This is a genomic window from uncultured Campylobacter sp., from assembly GCF_938040115.1.
Lineage (GTDB): Bacteria > Campylobacterota > Campylobacteria > Campylobacterales > Campylobacteraceae > Campylobacter_A.
On record NZ_CALHXD010000283.1, the window covers coordinates 1 to 17,991 of the forward strand.

Consider the following 17,991-nt stretch of genomic DNA (forward strand, 5'->3'; position numbering starts at 1 on the left):
TTATTAAATTATTTTTTGAGATAGTTGCCAAAAAAAGTTCATAAAATTTATTCATTAAATACCTTTACTCTTTATTAAATAATAATGCTTTTATTCTATAAAGCTGTATCGTCTTCTATTTGTCTCATTAGATCCTCGATATTTGCAGAATTGGCCTTATCGTTATATATCTTAAGAACACTTATAGCATCATCTTTTTGCTTTAGGTTATATTTTGACTTTGCAAATATTATCCAGCTCTCTTCATTATTACTATCAAGCTCATTTGCTATCAATGCCCATTTTTCACTATTTTTATAGTCTTTAACATCATAGTATCTTCTTGCAATAAGCAGTGCAATGTCAGAGCTATTTGATTTTTCAAATTTTGCTGTTAATTCATCTACCGAAACTTCGGAACCAGAAGATTGTATTTGGAATTTGTTTATATTTTGCAAGCCACCAATACTCTTTGCGGGTATATGTTTTTCAGAATCAAAATTTAGTTTTTCTTCTTTTGGAGTGGCTACTGCCACTTGTTTTCCGCCAATATTTTTTTGAGTATTGCTAACTCTCTGTGTATCTTGTTGTATATCGCTTGCATTAACCCAACCGTGCTGTTGAATTTCTGTATTTATATTATCTGAGATATCTTCGTTTGCAATGCTATTATTTTGCGTATTTGGCGTATTTTCAGTTCCTCCAAAATTATCAGAATTTAGTAAGGTATTGTTGCTTGGGTCTATTTTTTGCTCAGGTTCAACATTTTCAGAATGCTTTATGGTGTCTTTATTGTTTTTTCTAGCATCATTACTAATTGTAGTGCTGTTGTTATTACTTATTAGTGAATCTTTTAATAAATAAAAAGTAAGCGATGACACAGAAACAGATATAGCTAAAACAGCAGAAATAGCGTATATATAATTCTTTTTATCCGAAAACTTAAACTCTTTTCTCTTTTTGTCGTAGGCTCTCCATCGCCTTTCTAGCTCCAATATTTCATATGTTTCAAGCATCTATAAGCTCCGATTTGATGGCTGCCATCTCTAAAATTTTTGTTACCATTTTGTCACCGCCTATTATAGTTGGTTGATTTGCGTCAAAATATTCATAAAGTTCAAAAATATTAAACATTAGTTTATTTAGCATTCTTAAATTTCCTTGACTTAATTCATTCAGAAGTCGAAATTGATCTTCAGTAAATTTTAAGAAAATATAAAAAAATTGGCTATTTTGTAGCTTATTTTCCAAATAAACTTTCATCTCCTCTGTATCGATAGAGCCCATCTCTATACTTTCCCAAACTCTTGACTTAAAGTAATCTCTCGATAGTACATCTTTATCAATCGTTTCGTGAGTGGCAAAAACAAATTTAAATAGACCGCTATCTGACATTATGCGAATTTTTTCTAGTAAAATCTCAGGATAAAGCTGTGACTCGTCAAGAATAACTATTACTGGTTTTTTATCTTGACTATCTTCGATTTTAGCTTCGTATATTTTAATAAACTGCTCATAGCTTTCAATTTTTTCCTGAGACTCTTTTTTAAAAATTCCCTCATATAGTGATTTTACAAATTCTGATTCATTAAAAAAGGGATATGGAAAAAAAATAATGTCACTACGATCTTTAAGATCGCTTACGATTTTTTTTAGCAAAAATGTTTTTCCGCACCCAGGCTTGCCGTAAAATAAAATTAACTTGGCAGGCTTTTGTAACAAATCTAAAATTTTTTTATATGCAATAATAGACTTATCTAAATTTATGTAGTTATTTTCTTGTGCTACATCAATAAATATATTTTTTAGAGTAGTATATTTATTGCTCATACGTTGACCTCGAAAAACCTAAATCTTTAAGAGACTGATTGATTGGTGTAGCATTTGATGTGTCAACTATTCTTGGGGTTATAATAAATACAAGTTCTGTTGTCCTAAGATTGTCTTTTGTGCTTTTAAATGCATGTCCAAGCACAGGGATGTCTCCCAAGAATGGTACCTTTGTATTTTCCTTGCCTTTAGACTGAGCTATAAGCCCACCTAAAACGATTGTATCACCGCTATTTACCTGCACAACAGTAGAAAGCTTTTTTTGTATAGTATCTGGTGCGATTTCTCTTATGGTTGTACTTTGCCTAACATCATCTTCATTGTATTTGAAGCTGCTAAGAGATGGATTAATACGGAGCATAATCTTATTATCGTCTGAAACCTCTGGTAAAATGTTAAGCAAAATTCCTATAAAAACAGAATATTGCTTATAGGTTATAGTGGTTTTACCATTTAAAGCGTTATTGTTTTGGCTTTCTTCCTGAACTCTATAGTTTACATTATCTCCCACGGAAATTAGGGCCTGTTGATTATTTAAGGTCGTAATTTTCGGGCTTGAAACAACTTTTGTTCTTCCATTTGTTTCTAGGAAATTTAAAACACCGTCTAAATTAAAATTAAAACCTGCAATCAAATTCATGCTTTGAGAAAAACCACCGCCAAGACCGTTTCCTCTATTTGACCAAAATAGGTCGTTTGCCGGAATTAGTCCATATGTTCTACTTAAAGTGGTCGTAGGATTACCAGCGGCGTCTTGTCCTACTGTTTCAGTTACGCCAGTTACGACCGTACGATTGTATAATCCGGTTTTAAAACCTATATTAAATTTACTCCAGTCAACACCTTTTGTGTAGCTATTGGCAAGCTCTACAGATATTATAGATACATCTATGACTACTTGTTTTTTAAGTCTTTCTTGAATATCTTTAATGTATTCAGAAACTCTTCTAAGCTGTGCTGCTGTGCCGGTTACAGTGACTAATCCTGCATTGGCATTGATTATAGGGTCCGGCGCAACGATACTTTCTGTAGTATTGTTTAGTATCGCTTTAATTTCAGTATCTAACTTTTCCCAAAAATCAAATTTTTCAACTGTTCTTATAATATTATCAAGCTTGCCACCGCCCTTAGCAATATCTGTAGATCCACTATCTTCTTCTCTTTCTCCTACTTCTATTGGGGCAGAATCAACAGAGGCTTTTGTTATAGCGGTTCCTTCTCTTACGGATGTTATATAATCAATTTTAAAAGTTTTTGTCTGAAGGGATGAAATTTTTAATATATCTTGAGAAAAGGTATAGCTCATATCTTTTTCAGATAGTAAAAGGCTAAAAATTTCATTCAATGTTTTATCTTTTATATTGATTCCAAAAAGAGGTTCGCTTATGGCATCTTTAGCAAATTGATCTTTTGTAACAACACTAAAATGACACATATCGGATAGTTGCGTCAACACCTCTTGAACTGAAACCTGTTCATTGATTTTAAGATTAAAAACCCTTTTTTCACAGCCATTGCCATATGCTGATGTTAACGATATTGCGGCTATCATAGATATTTTAAATAATTTATTTAATTTTGATAATGACATTTTTATTTGCCCCTTTTGTTAAATTTAAGTCAATTTTTTCATCTTTATTTGCTAAAGTAATACTTTTGGATCCAATGCTTACCAGTTCATATTCACCTATTTTATCTTTTACCCGATACCAATGTCCGCTAATTTTAGCTTTGTTGCTAAATATTGCTTGTAAATCAAAAGTTTGATTATCCGAAACATTATTGTTATTTTCAATGCTAACGGCTTTTGTTTTTAAAAAAGGATCAGATATGGTTTTTAGTTCGGATTCATTTAAGCCTTTACGTTGCTCATTTATCGCGCCGAATAACTGATTATAATGCTCTATCTCTTCTTGAGAATTATCCGCCATGGATATAGAGCAAAATATCGCTAAAAAAAACAAAGCACAAGTTCTCATTGATATTTCATCCCCCATATGTAAATTCCCATATTGCCTTTTAGTTTACCATTGGTAGAATTTATATCTATATTATTGACATCTACTACCAATTTTGATTCTTCAATAGCATTTATATAGCTTACGATATCCCTGTAATCACCGTCGACAGATATATTTACATCAAGCACTTGCTCTATTTTCTGCGCATTGGGCTCTTTAAAGGTATTTATGATTTTTGTTATTTTAACATTATTCTTATTTGCTAAGAATGCTAAATTATCTAAAAAATCAGCCCAACTCTGTTCGTTAAAAATTAGATATGATAGCTCTTTTAACTTATTATCAAAATATTGATTCATGTTTTGAGCATCAGCGAGCTTATTTTGCTGTTGTAATAACTCATTTTGTTTTTTATTTATCATAAAATTTCTATCGTCACCTTGGCTAACGGTACTCAAATAAGAATTTACCTTGTTTAGATCCTGGGTTATTCGATCATTTTCCCTTATTGAGTCATCATAATAATTTTGCGCATATGGTATTACCGCATAGTATGCTATTGTAGCAGATAAGAAAAAAGCAACAATTAACATCATTGTTACTTCGCTTGGTTTCTTTTCATCAAAATAGTTATCGATTTTTGTAAGTGTATTATCTTTTTTCATCATTTAATCTTTATAGTAACATTTGTTTCATATGAGGGTACCCCATATTTTTTATCTAATAGAATTTCTTTTGTTAATATAGAGTATTTATCGGAGGTATTTATATTTTGCATCAACTCCGTTAACTTTTTTTCATCTTTGCTTACTAATGTAACTTTCATGTCTCTATTTGAGTTATTTATTCTTGCGGTTTGTATATCTTTGTTGTTTATTAGATTGCTGAGCTCAAATAACACAACGCCCTTCATCGGATAACTAACTTTTTTATCATAAATTTCTTTAATAGTATTTTTTCTAAAATCAATTACAACTTGTTCTTCCTCGATAGATTTTGATACGCCTGAAATTTGTTGTTCAAGAGCTGCTATTGCCCCTTCTATCCTTATTTTATCTGCATTATTGATTTCATATTCGCTTTTTTTATCAGCAGTGTCTACGTCGGTAATAATTCCTGATACATAAAGATACAATGGATATAGTAATCCAATTAGTAGTCCAAGCAGTGTATATAGTATTAATTTACCGCTATTGCGTTGAAATAGCGGTAGTGGTCGCAGAAAATTGGAAAAGTTAAAATCGTTTTCTTGCGTTTCTTTGTAATATTGTGAATTGATTGCCATAATATTGTGAATATTATCAACTTCAACCTCTTTTGAATTTATGGCAATATTTAGATCAAGGTAATTAGTGGGTATACTTACTTTCTCTTGTATAAATTCTGCAAAATTACCCATTTTTACGTCAGTTACTAAATTTATATTTGAAACATTTGATCCTAGAAAGCGACTTAAACTATTTATTAAGTCTCCTATATAATAGGAAATTTCATCAAATATTTCAACTATAAAATCCCTACTTCTATCATCTTGAGTATTTGTTCCATTTTTTATGATATTTAAAAAAACATTATCGTTTAGCTTATCGCCGCTTAAAGTAGCAAATTTCTCGCTAATATTTTTTATTGAATACCTAAGTGGTCTTGATTGAACATACTCTCCGTTTTGATAAATAGCTATAAAAGCATCATCATCCTGCAACACCACGAAAGCATCGGTATTTTGGGCTGAAAGCATATTTTTTTTATAAAGCGCATGAAACATTAGCGGGGCAGCCACCACATAGTCTATATATGGAATTTTTTTAAGAGCCAAAGAGAATAATTGATCAGTTGATAAAATGTCAGATATAAATACGTTAAAAATTTTAGTTTCAGACGATATGCCTAAAGTTTCGTTATACACAAATTTATACTCAGAAGACGGATCTAGACCAAACTGCTCATAAGCCTTGATTGTTATTAAATTTGATATATCATCCTCGTCCGTTGATAGCGGTATTTCTACGCTACCCGTTATCATGTCTTTATATTTGATATACGACATAAAAAAACTATTTTTATTTGCTTTGCTTAGGTCTATTTGGGAAATTTTATTACCTGAAAAGGCATATGAAGTTTGCAAATACGGATCATGCGTTACTATGTTTGCTACTTCATTTTTATTTTTTGCCATTTTTAAGCATCCTTCAATATAAACTTCAAATTCTAAGTTAGTTTTGCCCTATACTAGGCATCTTGCCGCATCTATTATACCATAAAAATATATGACTTAATATTTATTTATAAAATATTCAAGCTTTTTATAGTTTTTTCGTCTTTGCGCCAGTCTTTTTTAACGACTACAACGAGCTTTACGAGGATTTTTTGACCGGTAAAATTTGATATTAACTTTCTTGAATTTATCCCGATTCTTTTGATGGTTTGTCCGTTTTTTCCGATAATCATAGATTTATGTATCTCGCGTTCGGTGATTATGGTGGCATAAATTTCAGTTATATCTGGTTTTTCTTTGACTTTGTCTATGAGCACGTCGGTAGAGTAGGGGATCTCGTCGCTTAGATTATCATAGAGTGCCTCTAGGATAAATTCACGAAAAATTTCCTTTTCATTTGTCGGCGTTAAAAACTCGGGATCGTAAAAATACTCGTGTTCTGGCAAAAGCTTGCAAATTTCATCCAAAAGCGGCTTTTTATAGGTTTGCTTTTTGACGCTAAAAGGCAAAAGTGCTGTAAATTTGTCTTGAAATTATTGATACTGTGTGATTTTTTCAAGCACTTTAGCGTTTGAGACTTCGTCAACCTTGGTGAGCACCAAGATATGAGGTTTTTGCGGATTTAAATTTAGAAATTTGACGTAGTCGTCTATGTCGTCGTGAATAGGCGCCAAAAACACGATCGCGTCGCAGTCGCCCATCGATTTTATCGCTTCGTTTATCATGAGCTTATTTAGCGTCTTGTTGCTTTCGTGAAGACCCGGCGTATCGGTAAAAACGACCTGATCTTCGCCGTTCATCACGATACCGCTGATCTTGCGCCTCGTGGCGTTTTGCTTGTGCGAGACGATGGTGATTTTCGCATCAAGCAAAAAATTTAAAAGCGAGCTTTTGCCTGCATTCGTGCGACCTATGATGCTTACAAAGCCTGATTTCATAAGATATATCTCGCCAGGTCTTGATCCTCGACGACGTCTGAGAGGCGCTTTTCTACGAGGGCTTTGTCCACCTCTACCGTCTCGCCGCCGTGCTCGTTAGCCTCAAAGCTGATATCCTCGATCACGCGCTCGATCACGGTATGTAGGCGTCTAGCGCCGATATCTTCCATTTTTTCGTTGGCGTTTTGAGCGATTTTAGCGATAGCTTTTATGGCGTCATCCGTAAATTTAAGATCAACGTTTTCGGTTTTTAAAAGCGCTTCGTATTGTTTGAGTAGCGAATTTTTAGGCTGAGTTAAAATTTGATACAGCGCGTTTTCATCTAGGCTATCAAGCTCAACTCGCAGCGGGAAACGCCCCTGAAGCTCCGGAATTAGATCGCTTGGTTTGCTGATGTGAAAGGCGCCGGCGGCGATAAAAAGGATGTGATCGGTCTTTATGGCGCCAAATTTGGTCGTCACCGTCGAGCCCTCCACGATAGGTAGTAAGTCGCGCTGTACGCCTTCTTTGCTCGGATCTTGTCTGCCGGAGTTTCCGGAGCTCACCGCGACTTTATCGATCTCGTCGATAAAGATTATACCCTCGTTTTCGGCTCTTCGCACGGCTTCGGTTTTGATGCTCTCCATGTCTAAAATTTTATCGCTAGCTTCGTTTTTGAGCGCCTCTTTAGCGTCTTTTACCTTCATCTCTTTTTTGACGGTTTTGTTGCTTAGGCCGATGATTTTGACGAAGCTCTCTTGCATTTGCGCCATATCGGGCGGCACGTTGGCTCCCGCGTCAAAGCTATTTTGCACGACTTCTATCTCGATGCTTAGATCATCCAGATCGCCGTTTTCGAGCCTACTCATCATCTTTTCGTAGCTTTTTTCGTAGTCTGCTTTTTTCTCTTCGCTCGCACCCGTCGGCAGAGGCGGCAGGAGTTTTTTTATTATCTTATCTTTTACGTATTCGTTGATTTTCTCGCAGTTTTTCTCGCGCTGTTCGGCTTTGACCAAATTTACCGACGCAGCCGCCAGGTCGCGCACCATGCTCTCCACGTCGCGTCCGACGAAGCCCACTTCGGTGTATTTGCTAGCTTCTACTTTGATAAACGGCAAGCCCATCATCTTTGACAAACGCCTTGCGATCTCTGTTTTGCCCACGCCCGTCGAGCCTATCATTAGGATGTTTTTTGGCATGATGTCATCTTGCATCGTTTTATCTAGTTTCATCCTGCGGTAGCGGTTTCGTAGCGCGATGGCGATGATCTTTTTGGCGTCTTTTTGCCCGATTACGTAATCGTCTAAAAATTTCACTATCTCTTTTGGGGTTAAATTCATCTTTTCTCTATTCTAAAACGTAGGTTTTTATGTTCGTGTTCGTATAAATGCAAATTTCGCCCGCGATCTTTAGGCTCTCTTTTACGAGCTCCTCTTCGTCGATCTGTGCAAATTTATCCAGAGCCCTGGCTGCGGATAGAGCGTAGTTTCCGCCGCTTCCGATGGCGGCTATCTTGCCGTCTTCGGGCTCTACGACGTCGCCCGTCCCGCTTAAAAGGAAAATTTTCTCGCGGTCAAGCACCAGCATCATGGCTTCTAATTTTCGCAGGTATTTATCCTTGCGCCACTCTTTGCTAAACTCGATCACCGCTTTTAGCAGGTCGCCTTTTGCGTGGTCGAGGTTGTTTTCAAACATATCAAAGAGATTAAACGCGTCCGCGGTGCTGCCGGCAAAGCCCGCTAGAACCTTGCCGCCGTGGATTTTGCGGATTTTTACCGCATTGCCTTTTAGCACCGTGTTGCCAAAGCTTACTTGTCCGTCGCCGCCGATGACTGATTTATTCTTGCCTTTGTAGGCTAAAATGGTAGTCGCGTGAAACACTTATTCGCCTTCGACGTCTAGTTTTAGCGTGGCACGCACGGCGTGGCCGAGCTTGACGTCCACTTCGTAGATGCCCGTCGCTTTTATAGTATGGGCGAAGTCAAATGCCTTTTTATCAACGACTAGATGATGATTTTTTTCTAGCGCTTCTGAAATTTCGTCCTTTGTCACTGCGCCAAATAGCGCGCCGTTTGCTCCGAGCGGCTTTTTAACCTTGAGCGTGATTTTTTCGATCTCGGATTTTAGCTTTTCTATGTTTGCGATCTCGTATTTTAGCTCCTCGGCCTTGCGTTTTTGCTCGGCTTCGTACTGGCGCAAAACATCGGGAGTCGCGGCTTTAGCAAAGCCTTTGCCGATTAGGAAGTTATTGCCATATCCTTCTTTTACCTCTTTGATTTCGCCGGCTTTTCCGAGCGATTTTACGTCTTTTATTAGTAGTACTTTCATTTTTATCCTTTATTTAGTTAAATTTGCGTCCGTTTTTGCGTCCGATGATAAATCTTAGCGCGTTTAGCTTGATAAATCCGTTCGCGTCTTTTTGATCAAACACGCTGTCTTCTTCAAACGTGCAAAACGCCTCGCTAAAGAGATTGTCCGTCTTGCTGTCGCGTCCTAGCACGATTACGTTGCCTTTGTAGAGCTCGACTTTGACCGTGCCGTTTACGTTTTCTTGGCTTTTGTCGATGAGCGCTTGCAGCATGATACGCTCAGGCGACCACCAGTAGCCGTTATAGATGAGCTCTGCGTAGCGAGGCATCAGCTCGTCTTTTAGGTGTGCCGCGCCGCGGTCTAGCGTGATGCTCTCGATCGCGCGGTGAGCTTTTAGCATTATCGTACCGCCAGGAGTTTCGTAGCAGCCGCGGCTTTTCATACCGACCGAGCGGTTTTCTACTAGGTCGAGTCTGCCGATACCGTGCTTTGCGCCTAGGCGGTTTAGCTCGGCTAGTAGCGCCGCTGGGCTCATTTTTTTACCATTTATGCTAACGGGATCGCCTTTTTCGTAGCCGATTTCTATTATTTCGCTTTCGTTTGGCGCGTCTTTGGGGCTTACCGTCCAGCGCCACATATCGGCTTCCGGAGCGTGAGCAGGGTTTTCAAGCACTAAGCCCTCGTAGCTGATATGGAGCAAATTTGCGTCCATAGAGTAGGGGCTTTTGCCCGGTTTCTTTTCTATTTTGATACCGTTTTTTTCGGCGTATTTTAGTAGCTTTTCGCGGCTGTTTAGATCCCACTCGCGCCAAGGAGCGATGATAGTTAGGTTATCTCCCAGCGCGTAGTAGCCTAGCTCAAAGCGCACTTGGTCGTTGCCTTTGCCGGTTGCTCCGTGGCTCACGCCGTCGGCGCCTACTTTGGCGGCGATTTCGGCTTGTTTTTTAGCTATCAGCGGGCGAGCTATCGAGGTGCCTAGTAGATACTCGCCCTCGTAAACGGCGTTTGCTCTAAACATCGGAAATACGAAATCCCGCGCAAATTCTTCTTTTAAATCCTCTATAAATATATTTTCGGGTTTTATGCCAAGCTCCAGCGCTTTTTGGCGTGCGGGTTCTAGCTCCTCGCCCTGACCGATATCGGCGGTAAAGGTCACCACTTCGCATTTATACTCGTCTTGCAGCCATTTTAAAATAATGCTCGTATCAAGTCCGCCCGAATAGGCGAGAACGACTTTTTTCACGTCTTTTTTCATTCTCTATCCTTTATATTGAGATGACGCGTATTTTAGCCAAATTTGATTAATTTGTTATAAATATTTCCGCTAAAATCGCGTACGCTAAACGTCAAATTTACATTAAATTTAATATGTAGCTGCGAGGAATTAAAAATTTAAGCCAAATTTGGTTAAAATCGCCGCTATGAGAGTAGATAAGTTTTTAAATACCGTAAATATAACAAAAAGACGCGTAGTCAGCGAAGACATGTGCAAAAGCGGCGTCGTGAGCGTAAACGGCGTCGTAGCCAAACCCGCCAAAGAGGTTAAAATCGGCGACGTGATAACGATCAAATTTTTGGTAAAAGAGATGCGCTACGAGGTGCTAGCGATCCCGGAGACCAAAAGTATCCCAAAATCAGCCCAAGCGCTATACGTAAAAGAGCTATGATAGAGCTAAATTTGGGACTTGGCGATCTTGAGGAGATAGTAAAAATTTTACCCCAAAGCGGCGTCGTTATCTTGCAGGGAAATTTAGCTAGCGGTAAAACGACGTTAGTAAAAGCTATCGTAAAAGCTCGCGGCATCGATGCGGAGGTTACTTCGCCCACGTTTTCGGTTATGCAAAGCTACGGAGATAAAATTTATCACTACGACATCTATCAAAACGGACTTGACGCGATTTTGCAAAACGGACTTTTTGAAAATTTGCTAGAGGAGGGGCTTCACCTGGTAGAGTGGGGCGACGAGCGACTGGAAAAGGCGCTGGTAAATTTGGGCGAAAAATGCGTCAAGATAGTCATCTCGCCTAGTCAAAAAGGGCGAAAATACGAGGTTTACGGTGCATAAATTAGAAGTTAAAGATTTACAAAAAACGATCAAAAAAACAAACATCATAAAAGGCATCTCGCTAGAGGTCAAAAGCGGCGAGGTAGTAGGGCTGCTAGGCCCAAACGGCGCTGGTAAAACGACGACGTTTTATATGATATGCGGGCTCATCTCGCCAACTAGCGGCAGCGTCTTTTTAGATGGCGCAGACGTGACGAAGGTGCCGCTACACAAGCGCGCGCATATGGGTATCGGCTATCTGCCGCAAGAATCAAGCATATTTAAAGACCTCTCCGTCGAGGAAAATTTACTGCTCGGCGCCGAGATCCTATATAAAGACGAGGCCGTCCGCGAGAAAAAAGTAAATGAAATGCTAAATTTGCTAAATATCGAGCCCATACGCCTGCGAAAGGGCGTGAGTCTAAGCGGCGGCGAGCGCAGACGCTGCGAGATCGCTAGAAGCCTCATCATCACGCCTAAATTTTTGCTTCTGGATGAGCCATTTGCCGGCGTCGATCCGATCGCCGTTAGCGATATACAAAGTATCGTTCGCGACCTAAAAAAGCTCGGCATCGGCGTGCTCATCACCGACCACAACGTCCGCGAGACGCTAGCCATCTGCGACCGAGCCTACGTGATCAAGGACGGTAGCCTGCTAGCTAGCGGCAGCGCGAACGAAGTCGCGAACAACAAACTCGTGCGCACCCACTATCTGGGCGAAGAGTTTAAATTTGTAGAATAATGCTAAAGCAAACTCAAGCTCCCAAAAATAAGCTCTCGCACACGTTGCGATCGTGGCTGCCGATACTAAGCAGCAGCGTCGAGGAGCTAAAGGAGACGCTTGAGCCGTTTTTAGCGGATAATCCGTTTGCTAGCGTGCAGCAGCGAAATTTGAGCGAGCTACCCAGCGCCGCGCCATCCAAAAAAGATAAAAATTTCTTCAAAGAAATATCAAAAAACAGCGTAACCGATAGTATCGAAAGCTTTAGCGTGGCTAAAACGGGGCTTTACGACAAGCTAATCGAGCAGATAGATAAGCCGCTGTTTCCGACCGAAAAATCCCAAAAAATCGCGATGAAAATCATCGAGTGTATAAACGAGGAGGGCTACTACGAACCTGAAGTATTTGACGAATTTAGCGAGGCGGAGATCGAGTCGGTGCGAAAGCGCTTTGCCTACCTCGAGCCCGCTGGCATCGGCGCAAAGGACTACAAAGAGAGCTTTTTGTTTCAGCTTGAGGAGCTAAATTTGGACGAGAAGCTCTTTGAGAGTGCTAAAAAGCTTGCGTTAAATTTCGAAAATCTCTCCCAAATGCGCAAAATCCCGCTCTATAACGAAGCGCTCGCCGTCATCAAGAGGCTAAAAAATCCGCCCGCGATCGAGTATATGAGCGAGGCTGCGGCGATCATCCCAGACATCGTCATCGACACGAGCTCGGGCGGTATCGAGGTGCGCATCAACGACGACTTTTACCCAGAGATCGTCATCGACGTCGAGGGGCTAGACGAAAAAGAGAGCTTCGTCGCCTCGCGCGTAAAAGAGGCAAAAGACCTCATAGACGCGCTTGATATGCGAAAAGCCACGCTGCGCAAGATCGCCCTAATGCTAGTGGAGTATCAGTATGATTACTTTTTTGGCGGCGACATCAAGCCCATGCGCCTAAAAGACATCGCCGAGGATCTGGGGCGAAACCCATCGACCATCTCGCGCGGCATCTCAAACAAATACCTCGAGTGCTCGCGCGGGCTCGTGCCTATAAAGAGCTTTTTCTCCGCCGCGATCGACGAGGACGTCTCAAACAAGGCCATCAAGGACTTCGTAGCAAATCTCGTCCGAAACGAAAATCCCGCCAAGCCGCTTAGCGATCTGAAAATTTTGGAGTTTATCAAAAAAGAATTTAATGTCGAGGTCGTCCGCCGCACGATAACCAAATACCGTCTCGCGCTAAATATCGGTAGCTCCAGCGAGCGTAAAAAGACCTATCTGCTGCAATCCGGTAAGTAAAATTTGATGCTTGGAGCAGGGCAAATTTGCCGAGTGTGACGCAAATTTGAGCGTAAATTTTAAATTTAAGCTGGGGGTTTGGCGGGGATAGTATCGTATTTCTCTTGATTTTTAAGTCTTGAAAATTTAAAATATCCATATGAAGCGCATATTTTTTATTCTTTTTGTCCTATTTTTAGGCATTGCGAGTACTTATTTGATTGAGGGCATCGCTCCCAGCATGGACAACATCATGGGCGGTTTATTTTTCGGTTTGATTTTGGCTATACCTATTTTTTGGTTATTTCGCTGTTTAAGGCTTATTCCTTACAATCAAAATATTGAACTAACGCCTATAGATATATTTTTTGACGATAGCAATGGCGATAGTTACTTTTACGTTTTTAATCTTATTATTTCTTTGATTTTGATGTTATTTATAGGCCCTTATGCATTAATTATGGCTATAGTTTGCGTGATTTTTCAGGACACTATTAAACGGTTATTAAATTATATTTTTTATGCTAAAGTCTAAAATTTAAATCTTATTCCGCCGCCCCCGACTCAAGTTCCTTAAAATATGGCTTCAAACTCTCGTAGGCATTTTGGATACGCTGAAACTGCGTTTTGCACTCGTCCAAAAGCTCGGGGCTAAGCGCGGCGTGAAAGTCGGGGTGGCAGGCCTTGACGAGCTCCAGATAGCGGTTTCGCACCTCCTCAAAGCTATCGTTTTTATCACACCCAAGCACCGTAAAATGGTCCTCGAAAAGGCTAGCCAGCGCGGCAAATTTGGCCTTGTTTTTCTTGGCGCAGATTTTGATCTGTTTTTTAAATTTTTCAAATTCCTCTTCGTTATAGTTAAAGATGATCGAAAATTTCATATACTCGCTCTTGTTAAACAGCTCCTCGAGGCGCGCGCACTCATCCAAATTTGCGATATTTAGGGCGATTTGACCCTCGGCGGATAAAATTTGCTTTGATTCAAACCCCTTGATGATGTGCGAGATAAAGTACTCGTTTGAGCGATCAAAGCTAAATATCGCTCCGCCACGTACGAAGGCGACGTCGACGAAAACCATGGCTTTTAGCGAGTTTGGTTGGATGTAGTGGAGTTTGATCGTTTTATACTCGGCGAAGTTTAAATTTACGTTTTTTAGCTCGTACCTCTGGCAGAGTTTTTTTAGAAATTTGACGAAATATTTGCGCTGAACCTTCTCGTTTTCGTCGTAAAACGACATCACTTTGCCTTTTTGCCCCAGCGTCTTGGCGAAGTTTCGCTTTATGAGCGCTTGCAGCTCGAAAAATAGATCGGCGTCTGATGTTTCTATGCTTAGAGATTCTAGATTTTGACTTACTTTTATCAAATTTTGCCTTTATAAAACGCATTTGAAAGCATTTTTTATTCCGTTTTTTCCCACACGGGCGTTTCGTCTAGCGGGACGTATTCGCGCAGGCGCTCGTAGGGCTTGTAGTCGGCCTTGTAGGCTAGGCTAGGGCAGTCTTTGACGTAGTAGCCTAGATATATCCAGCGTAAATTTAGCTGCCTTGCTAGTAAAATTTGCTGATAGAGCGAGTATCTGCCGATGCTAAGATCTGCAAAATCAGGATCGTAATAGCAATAAACCGCCGAGATACCGTCGCTAAGGATATCGACGAGATCGACGCCGATGAGCCGGCCGCCGGCAAAATGCGCTATCTCCTTGCCAAACTCTGCGTGCCCCGCGACGTAGAGCTCGTAGTAGCGGCGAAAGTCCAGCTCGTAGTACTTCCACTCGCGCTTTTCTTGCATAAATTTATGGTATTTTTTGTATAGCGCCACGTGCGCGTCGTCTATGAGCGGCTTTGTGAGGATGATTTTGGTGTTTTCGTTTTTGCGCATTGTGCGGCGGGCGGATTTGCTAAATTTAAAATTTAGCGCATCGACCCTGATATTTACACACTCGCGGCACCCTGCGCAGTTTGGCTTAGAGAAATATTTGCCAAAGCGCCTAAAGCCGCGCCTAGCTAGAGCATCGTTTACGGCAAAGTCGCAGCCGTCTATGTAGCGATACTCCATGCGCGAGTCCCTGTCCTTTAGGTAGGGGCAGGGGCTAGGCAGGGTGGAAAACGGCACGACTAGCACTTTTTGATATCCGCGTCCTTGACGTAGGCTAGAAACTCGTCGCGCAAAATTTGCTCTTTGTGCGCGATGGCTTCTTCTTTGCTGAAGGTTTTTGGCTCAGGCTTTAAATTTTGCTTTGCGGCATTTTTGGCGGCTGAATTTGAGCTCAAATTTGCATTTTGCTCTTTTTGAAGCTCTTTTTTTATATCCTTTAAACTATCGAAAAAATCATTCATCCGCGTGCTCCTCTTTAAATTTTCTAGCGTCTTTTACTCTTTGTATCGCTGCTGCGATGGCGGCGATCACCTCTTCGTTATCCTCGTTGTCTTTGGTTTTCATCTTTTCTAGCAGGGTAGGCATCTTGTTTTCGACGTATGACGTATCGAAAAATCCTCGCCTAAAGTCGCGCTCCTTGCTAATGCTGAGCAAAAACGGGATCGTGGTTTTGACGCTGCCTTCGATCGTAAATTCATCCAGCGCGCGTTTTAGTTTATTTACGGCTAGGTCGTAGCTAGGGGCTCGGACGATGAGTTTAGCTAGCAAGCTATCGTAAAACGGTGGTATCTGATAGTCTTTATATAGGTGGCTATCGACGCGCACGGAAGGGCCCAGAGCAGGGTAGTAGCCGGTGATCTCGCCAGGGCTTGGGATGAAGTTTTGCCACGCGTCCTCGGCGGTGATACGAGCCTCGATCGCAAAGCCCTGCGTGATGACGTCGCTTTGCTCCATGTCTAGGATCTCGCCCGCTGCGATACGAATTTGACGCACGATGAGATCCACGCCCGTGATCTCCTCGGTCACGCCGTGCTCGACCTGGATACGAGTGTTCATCTCCATAAAGTAAAAGTTGTTATAGTCGTCGAGCAAAAACTCGATCGTGCCGGCGTTGGTATAGTTTACGGCCTTTGCCGCGGCGACTGCGGTCACGCCCATGCTTTTTCGCAGGCTTTCGCTCATCGTCGGACTAGGTGCGATCTCGAGGATCTTTTGGTGGCGGCGCTGGATCGAACAGTCGCGTTCGGCTAGGTGGATGATGTTGCCGTATTTGTCGCCTAAAATTTGAAACTCGATGTGGCGCGGATTTACGACGTATTTTTCCATGAAAACTTCGTCGTTGTTAAAAAACGCCTTAGCCTCGCGCTTGCAGCTTTCAAAGCTGGATTCTAGCTCTTCTTCTTTCCACACTACGCGGATGCCGCGTCCGCCGCCGCCGCCGCTAGCTTTTAGGATAACCGGGTAGCCGATACGTTCGGCGTATAGTTTGATGTTTTCTATCGTTTCGTTGTTTAGCTTTTCGGTGCCCGGCACGATAGGGATGCCGTTTTTATTCATCAGATAGCGAGCGATGTTTTTATTGCCCATTTTGCGGATGACGTCGGCGGTAGGTCCGATGAAAACTAGTCCCGCATCCTCGACCTCTTTGGCAAATTCGTAGTTTTCGCTCAAAAATCCATATCCCGGGTGTATAGCGTCCGCACCGCAAGCTTTTGCTACCTCTACTATGCGCTTGGCGTCTAGGTAGCCCTTGATCGGGTCGATGCCGATTTGGTAGGCTTCGTCGGCTATTTTGACGTGCAGGCAGTCTTGGTCGGGCTTGGTGTAGATAGCAACGTTTTTGATATGTAGGTCTTTGCAGGCGCGGATAACGCGAACGGCGATCTCTCCGCGGTTTGCGATCAAAATTTTATGTATCACTTGGCTTTCCTTTCTTATCGTTTTTTGAATTTTACTCTTTTTTGCTTGCTGATGCTTGAAATTTGCTTTTTTAGAGCTCGATCTTTGCATACCGTCTTTAAATTTACTCTTTTTGCTATCTTTACTGTTTTTGCTATTAAATTTTTTAGCTTGTACTACCTTTATTTATATATTTTAGTGCTCGGTAGCCAGGCACGCTTATTTTAATTAAATTTGTTGTGTAAGATAACATAAAGATTTTTTATAGATGGTTAAATGTGGCAAATTTAGTACATAAATTTGAAATTTGATGGCCTTACGGCAAATTTTGATGTAGTAGGGTGGGTAAAAAACGAAATTTTTGCAAATATATCAAAAATTAGAAAGATTTAAGAAACCTTTGGCTATACTTCACATTTCTTTTAAAGTGCGCTCGTAGCTCAGCTGGATAGAGCATTTGATTGCGGTTCAAAAGGTCAGGGATTCGAATTCCTTCGAGCGCACCATTTATTCATTTATAATTAACCCTTTTTCACAAATCTTTTTTATTTATCCTTGCTTTTCTTTTGGTTATATTTTCTTGCTTTAAGTGGTTTTGCATATAAATTATATGAGCAAAAACTTTTAGAGATAAAATTTAAATCGTTAGATCTTGAGTAAATTATTGCTTTGTCTTTTAAATTTTCTTGCGGCTCACTAAAAACAATCATTTAATTCTTATCTTGGATAAAAAATATAAAAACTACTCAATTTTTATGATACATAGTTTAATACTTATAATAATAGGTCAAAAAGTAAAATGCAGACTATTTTTGCTATTTTATATTGAAAACTATAATTTTCAAATAAATATTTATATCTCTTTTGTATTACCTCAATATCTTCAGCAAATGCCGAAAACATGGTTTTTCTTAACATTTTACCTTTTGAATTAAAACAATTTATCCATCAAATTTCATGCTAAATTTAACTGATAA

The 17,991-nt window shown here is 40.4% G+C and carries 19 protein-coding genes, 1 tRNA gene and 1 pseudogene; 6 read left to right on the forward strand and 15 right to left on the reverse strand.

What is annotated here, in order from left to right; genetic code table 11:
• Window positions 1–95: 95 nt before the first annotated feature.
• The 11 genes and pseudogenes from Q0314_RS09550 to Q0314_RS09600 form a co-directional block, all read right to left on the reverse strand.
• On the reverse strand, window positions 96–995 hold the full coding sequence (locus Q0314_RS09550; RefSeq protein WP_298058543.1) for a transformation system protein: 900 nt from the start codon (window positions 993–995) through the stop codon (window positions 96–98).
• Window positions 988–1,809 carry an ATP-binding protein gene (locus Q0314_RS09555; protein ID WP_298058544.1) on the reverse strand — a complete coding sequence of 274 codons (822 nt, stop codon included), beginning with the start codon at window positions 1,807–1,809 and terminating at the stop codon, window positions 988–990. The genes Q0314_RS09550 and Q0314_RS09555 overlap by 8 nt, the downstream gene beginning before the upstream one ends.
• Entirely contained in the window at window positions 1,799–3,400 is a 1,602-nt protein-coding gene (mshL, locus tag Q0314_RS09560) for a pilus (MSHA type) biogenesis protein MshL (RefSeq protein ID WP_298058546.1), read from the reverse strand. Before mshL ends, Q0314_RS09555 begins: the two co-directional genes overlap by 11 nt.
• The gene (locus Q0314_RS09565; RefSeq protein ID WP_298058547.1) at window positions 3,378–3,806 is read right to left on the reverse strand and encodes a hypothetical protein; all 429 of its coding nucleotides are present in this window, start codon (window positions 3,804–3,806) and stop codon (window positions 3,378–3,380) included. Before Q0314_RS09565 ends, mshL begins: the two co-directional genes overlap by 23 nt.
• Entirely contained in the window at window positions 3,785–4,435 is a 651-nt protein-coding gene (gene pilO, locus Q0314_RS09570) for a type 4a pilus biogenesis protein PilO (protein WP_298058549.1), read from the reverse strand. The genes Q0314_RS09565 and pilO overlap by 22 nt, the downstream gene beginning before the upstream one ends.
• A complete protein-coding gene (locus tag Q0314_RS09575; protein ID WP_298058550.1) occupies window positions 4,435–5,946 on the reverse strand; it encodes a hypothetical protein in 1,512 nt (503 codons plus the stop codon). Before Q0314_RS09575 ends, pilO begins: the two co-directional genes overlap by 1 nt.
• A gap of 107 nt (window positions 5,947–6,053) precedes the next feature.
• Window positions 6,054–6,923: pseudogene (gene era, locus Q0314_RS09580) on the reverse strand (GTPase Era).
• On the reverse strand, window positions 6,920–8,242 hold the full coding sequence (hslU, locus tag Q0314_RS09585) for an HslU--HslV peptidase ATPase subunit (protein WP_298058552.1): 1,323 nt from the start codon (window positions 8,240–8,242) through the stop codon (window positions 6,920–6,922). The pseudogene era and the gene hslU overlap by 4 nt, the downstream one beginning before the upstream one ends.
• A gap of 7 nt (window positions 8,243–8,249) precedes the next feature.
• A complete protein-coding gene (gene hslV, locus Q0314_RS09590) occupies window positions 8,250–8,783 on the reverse strand; it encodes an ATP-dependent protease subunit HslV (protein ID WP_009494476.1) in 534 nt (177 codons plus the stop codon).
• Window positions 8,784–9,230 (reverse strand): 50S ribosomal protein L9, encoded by a 447-nt coding sequence (gene rplI / locus Q0314_RS09595; RefSeq protein WP_002945216.1) that lies wholly within the window; start codon window positions 9,228–9,230, stop codon window positions 8,784–8,786. It lies immediately after the preceding gene.
• A 13-nt stretch (window positions 9,231–9,243) separates the two neighbouring features.
• On the reverse strand, window positions 9,244–10,467 hold the full coding sequence (locus Q0314_RS09600) for an argininosuccinate synthase (protein WP_009494474.1): 1,224 nt from the start codon (window positions 10,465–10,467) through the stop codon (window positions 9,244–9,246).
• A 166-nt stretch (window positions 10,468–10,633) separates the two neighbouring features.
• Here Q0314_RS09600 and Q0314_RS09605 point away from each other — a divergent pair, with 166 nt between their 5' ends.
• From Q0314_RS09605 to Q0314_RS09625, 5 genes are all read left to right on the forward strand, one after another.
• Window positions 10,634–10,879, forward strand: coding sequence for a S4 domain-containing protein (locus tag Q0314_RS09605; protein WP_298058555.1), 246 nt, complete (start codon window positions 10,634–10,636; stop codon window positions 10,877–10,879).
• The gene (gene tsaE / locus Q0314_RS09610) at window positions 10,876–11,277 is read left to right on the forward strand and encodes a tRNA (adenosine(37)-N6)-threonylcarbamoyltransferase complex ATPase subunit type 1 TsaE (RefSeq protein WP_298058556.1); all 402 of its coding nucleotides are present in this window, start codon (window positions 10,876–10,878) and stop codon (window positions 11,275–11,277) included. The genes Q0314_RS09605 and tsaE overlap by 4 nt, the downstream gene beginning before the upstream one ends.
• On the forward strand, window positions 11,270–11,998 hold the full coding sequence (gene lptB / locus Q0314_RS09615; protein WP_002945224.1) for an LPS export ABC transporter ATP-binding protein: 729 nt from the start codon (window positions 11,270–11,272) through the stop codon (window positions 11,996–11,998). The genes tsaE and lptB overlap by 8 nt, the downstream gene beginning before the upstream one ends.
• Entirely contained in the window at window positions 11,998–13,260 is a 1,263-nt protein-coding gene (locus tag Q0314_RS09620; protein ID WP_298058558.1) for an RNA polymerase factor sigma-54, read from the forward strand. Before lptB ends, Q0314_RS09620 begins: the two co-directional genes overlap by 1 nt.
• Before the next feature lie 220 nt (window positions 13,261–13,480).
• Window positions 13,481–13,774, forward strand: a complete 294-nt coding sequence (locus Q0314_RS09625) for a hypothetical protein (protein ID WP_298058560.1) — start codon at window positions 13,481–13,483, stop codon at window positions 13,772–13,774.
• 10 nt (window positions 13,775–13,784) lie between these two features.
• Here Q0314_RS09625 and Q0314_RS09630 read toward each other — a convergent pair whose 3' ends face one another.
• From Q0314_RS09630 to Q0314_RS09645, 4 genes are read right to left on the reverse strand one after another with little or no spacing between them, the layout of a single operon-like run.
• The gene (locus Q0314_RS09630) at window positions 13,785–14,603 is read right to left on the reverse strand and encodes an adenylosuccinate lyase (RefSeq protein ID WP_298058561.1); all 819 of its coding nucleotides are present in this window, start codon (window positions 14,601–14,603) and stop codon (window positions 13,785–13,787) included.
• Between the two features lie 35 nt (window positions 14,604–14,638).
• Window positions 14,639–15,361, reverse strand: a complete 723-nt coding sequence (locus Q0314_RS09635; RefSeq protein WP_298058563.1) for an arginyltransferase — start codon at window positions 15,359–15,361, stop codon at window positions 14,639–14,641.
• Complete coding sequence (locus Q0314_RS09640) at window positions 15,355–15,576, reverse strand: hypothetical protein (protein ID WP_002947719.1); 222 nt, start codon at window positions 15,574–15,576, stop codon at window positions 15,355–15,357. The genes Q0314_RS09635 and Q0314_RS09640 overlap by 7 nt, the downstream gene beginning before the upstream one ends.
• The gene (locus tag Q0314_RS09645) at window positions 15,569–17,035 is read right to left on the reverse strand and encodes an acetyl-CoA carboxylase subunit A (protein ID WP_298058566.1); all 1,467 of its coding nucleotides are present in this window, start codon (window positions 17,033–17,035) and stop codon (window positions 15,569–15,571) included. The genes Q0314_RS09640 and Q0314_RS09645 overlap by 8 nt, the downstream gene beginning before the upstream one ends.
• A 408-nt stretch (window positions 17,036–17,443) precedes the next feature.
• On the opposite strand from Q0314_RS09645, the gene Q0314_RS09650 reads away from it, so the two are divergent.
• Window positions 17,444–17,520, forward strand: a tRNA-Arg gene (locus Q0314_RS09650).
• The last annotated feature ends 471 nt before the right edge of the window (window positions 17,521–17,991 follow it).

Bases quoted from the DNA above. Each gene is read 5' to 3' on its own strand.
- Q0314_RS09550 (WP_298058543.1), bottom strand. From the start codon at position 995: ATGCTTGAAACATATGAAATATTGGAGCTAGAAAGGCGATGGAGAGCC.
- Q0314_RS09555 (WP_298058544.1), bottom strand. From the start codon at position 1,809: ATGAGCAATAAATATACTACTCTAAAAAATATATTTATTGATGTAGCA.
- mshL (WP_298058546.1), bottom strand. From the start codon at position 3,400: ATGTCATTATCAAAATTAAATAAATTATTTAAAATATCTATGATAGCC.
- Q0314_RS09565 (WP_298058547.1), bottom strand. From the start codon at position 3,806: ATGGGGGATGAAATATCAATGAGAACTTGTGCTTTGTTTTTTTTAGCG.
- pilO (WP_298058549.1), bottom strand. From the start codon at position 4,435: ATGAAAAAAGATAATACACTTACAAAAATCGATAACTATTTTGATGAA.
- Q0314_RS09575 (WP_298058550.1), bottom strand. From the start codon at position 5,946: ATGGCAAAAAATAAAAATGAAGTAGCAAACATAGTAACGCATGATCCG.
- hslU (WP_298058552.1), bottom strand. From the start codon at position 8,242: ATGAATTTAACCCCAAAAGAGATAGTGAAATTTTTAGACGATTACGTA.
- rplI (WP_002945216.1), bottom strand. From the start codon at position 9,230: ATGAAAGTACTACTAATAAAAGACGTAAAATCGCTCGGAAAAGCCGGC.
- Q0314_RS09600 (WP_009494474.1), bottom strand. From the start codon at position 10,467: ATGAAAAAAGACGTGAAAAAAGTCGTTCTCGCCTATTCGGGCGGACTT.
- Q0314_RS09605 (WP_298058555.1), top strand. From the start codon at position 10,634: ATGAGAGTAGATAAGTTTTTAAATACCGTAAATATAACAAAAAGACGC.
- tsaE (WP_298058556.1), top strand. From the start codon at position 10,876: ATGATAGAGCTAAATTTGGGACTTGGCGATCTTGAGGAGATAGTAAAA.
- Q0314_RS09620 (WP_298058558.1), top strand. From the start codon at position 11,998: ATGCTAAAGCAAACTCAAGCTCCCAAAAATAAGCTCTCGCACACGTTG.
- Q0314_RS09625 (WP_298058560.1), top strand. From the start codon at position 13,481: ATGGACAACATCATGGGCGGTTTATTTTTCGGTTTGATTTTGGCTATA.
- Q0314_RS09640 (WP_002947719.1), bottom strand. From the start codon at position 15,576: ATGAATGATTTTTTCGATAGTTTAAAGGATATAAAAAAAGAGCTTCAA.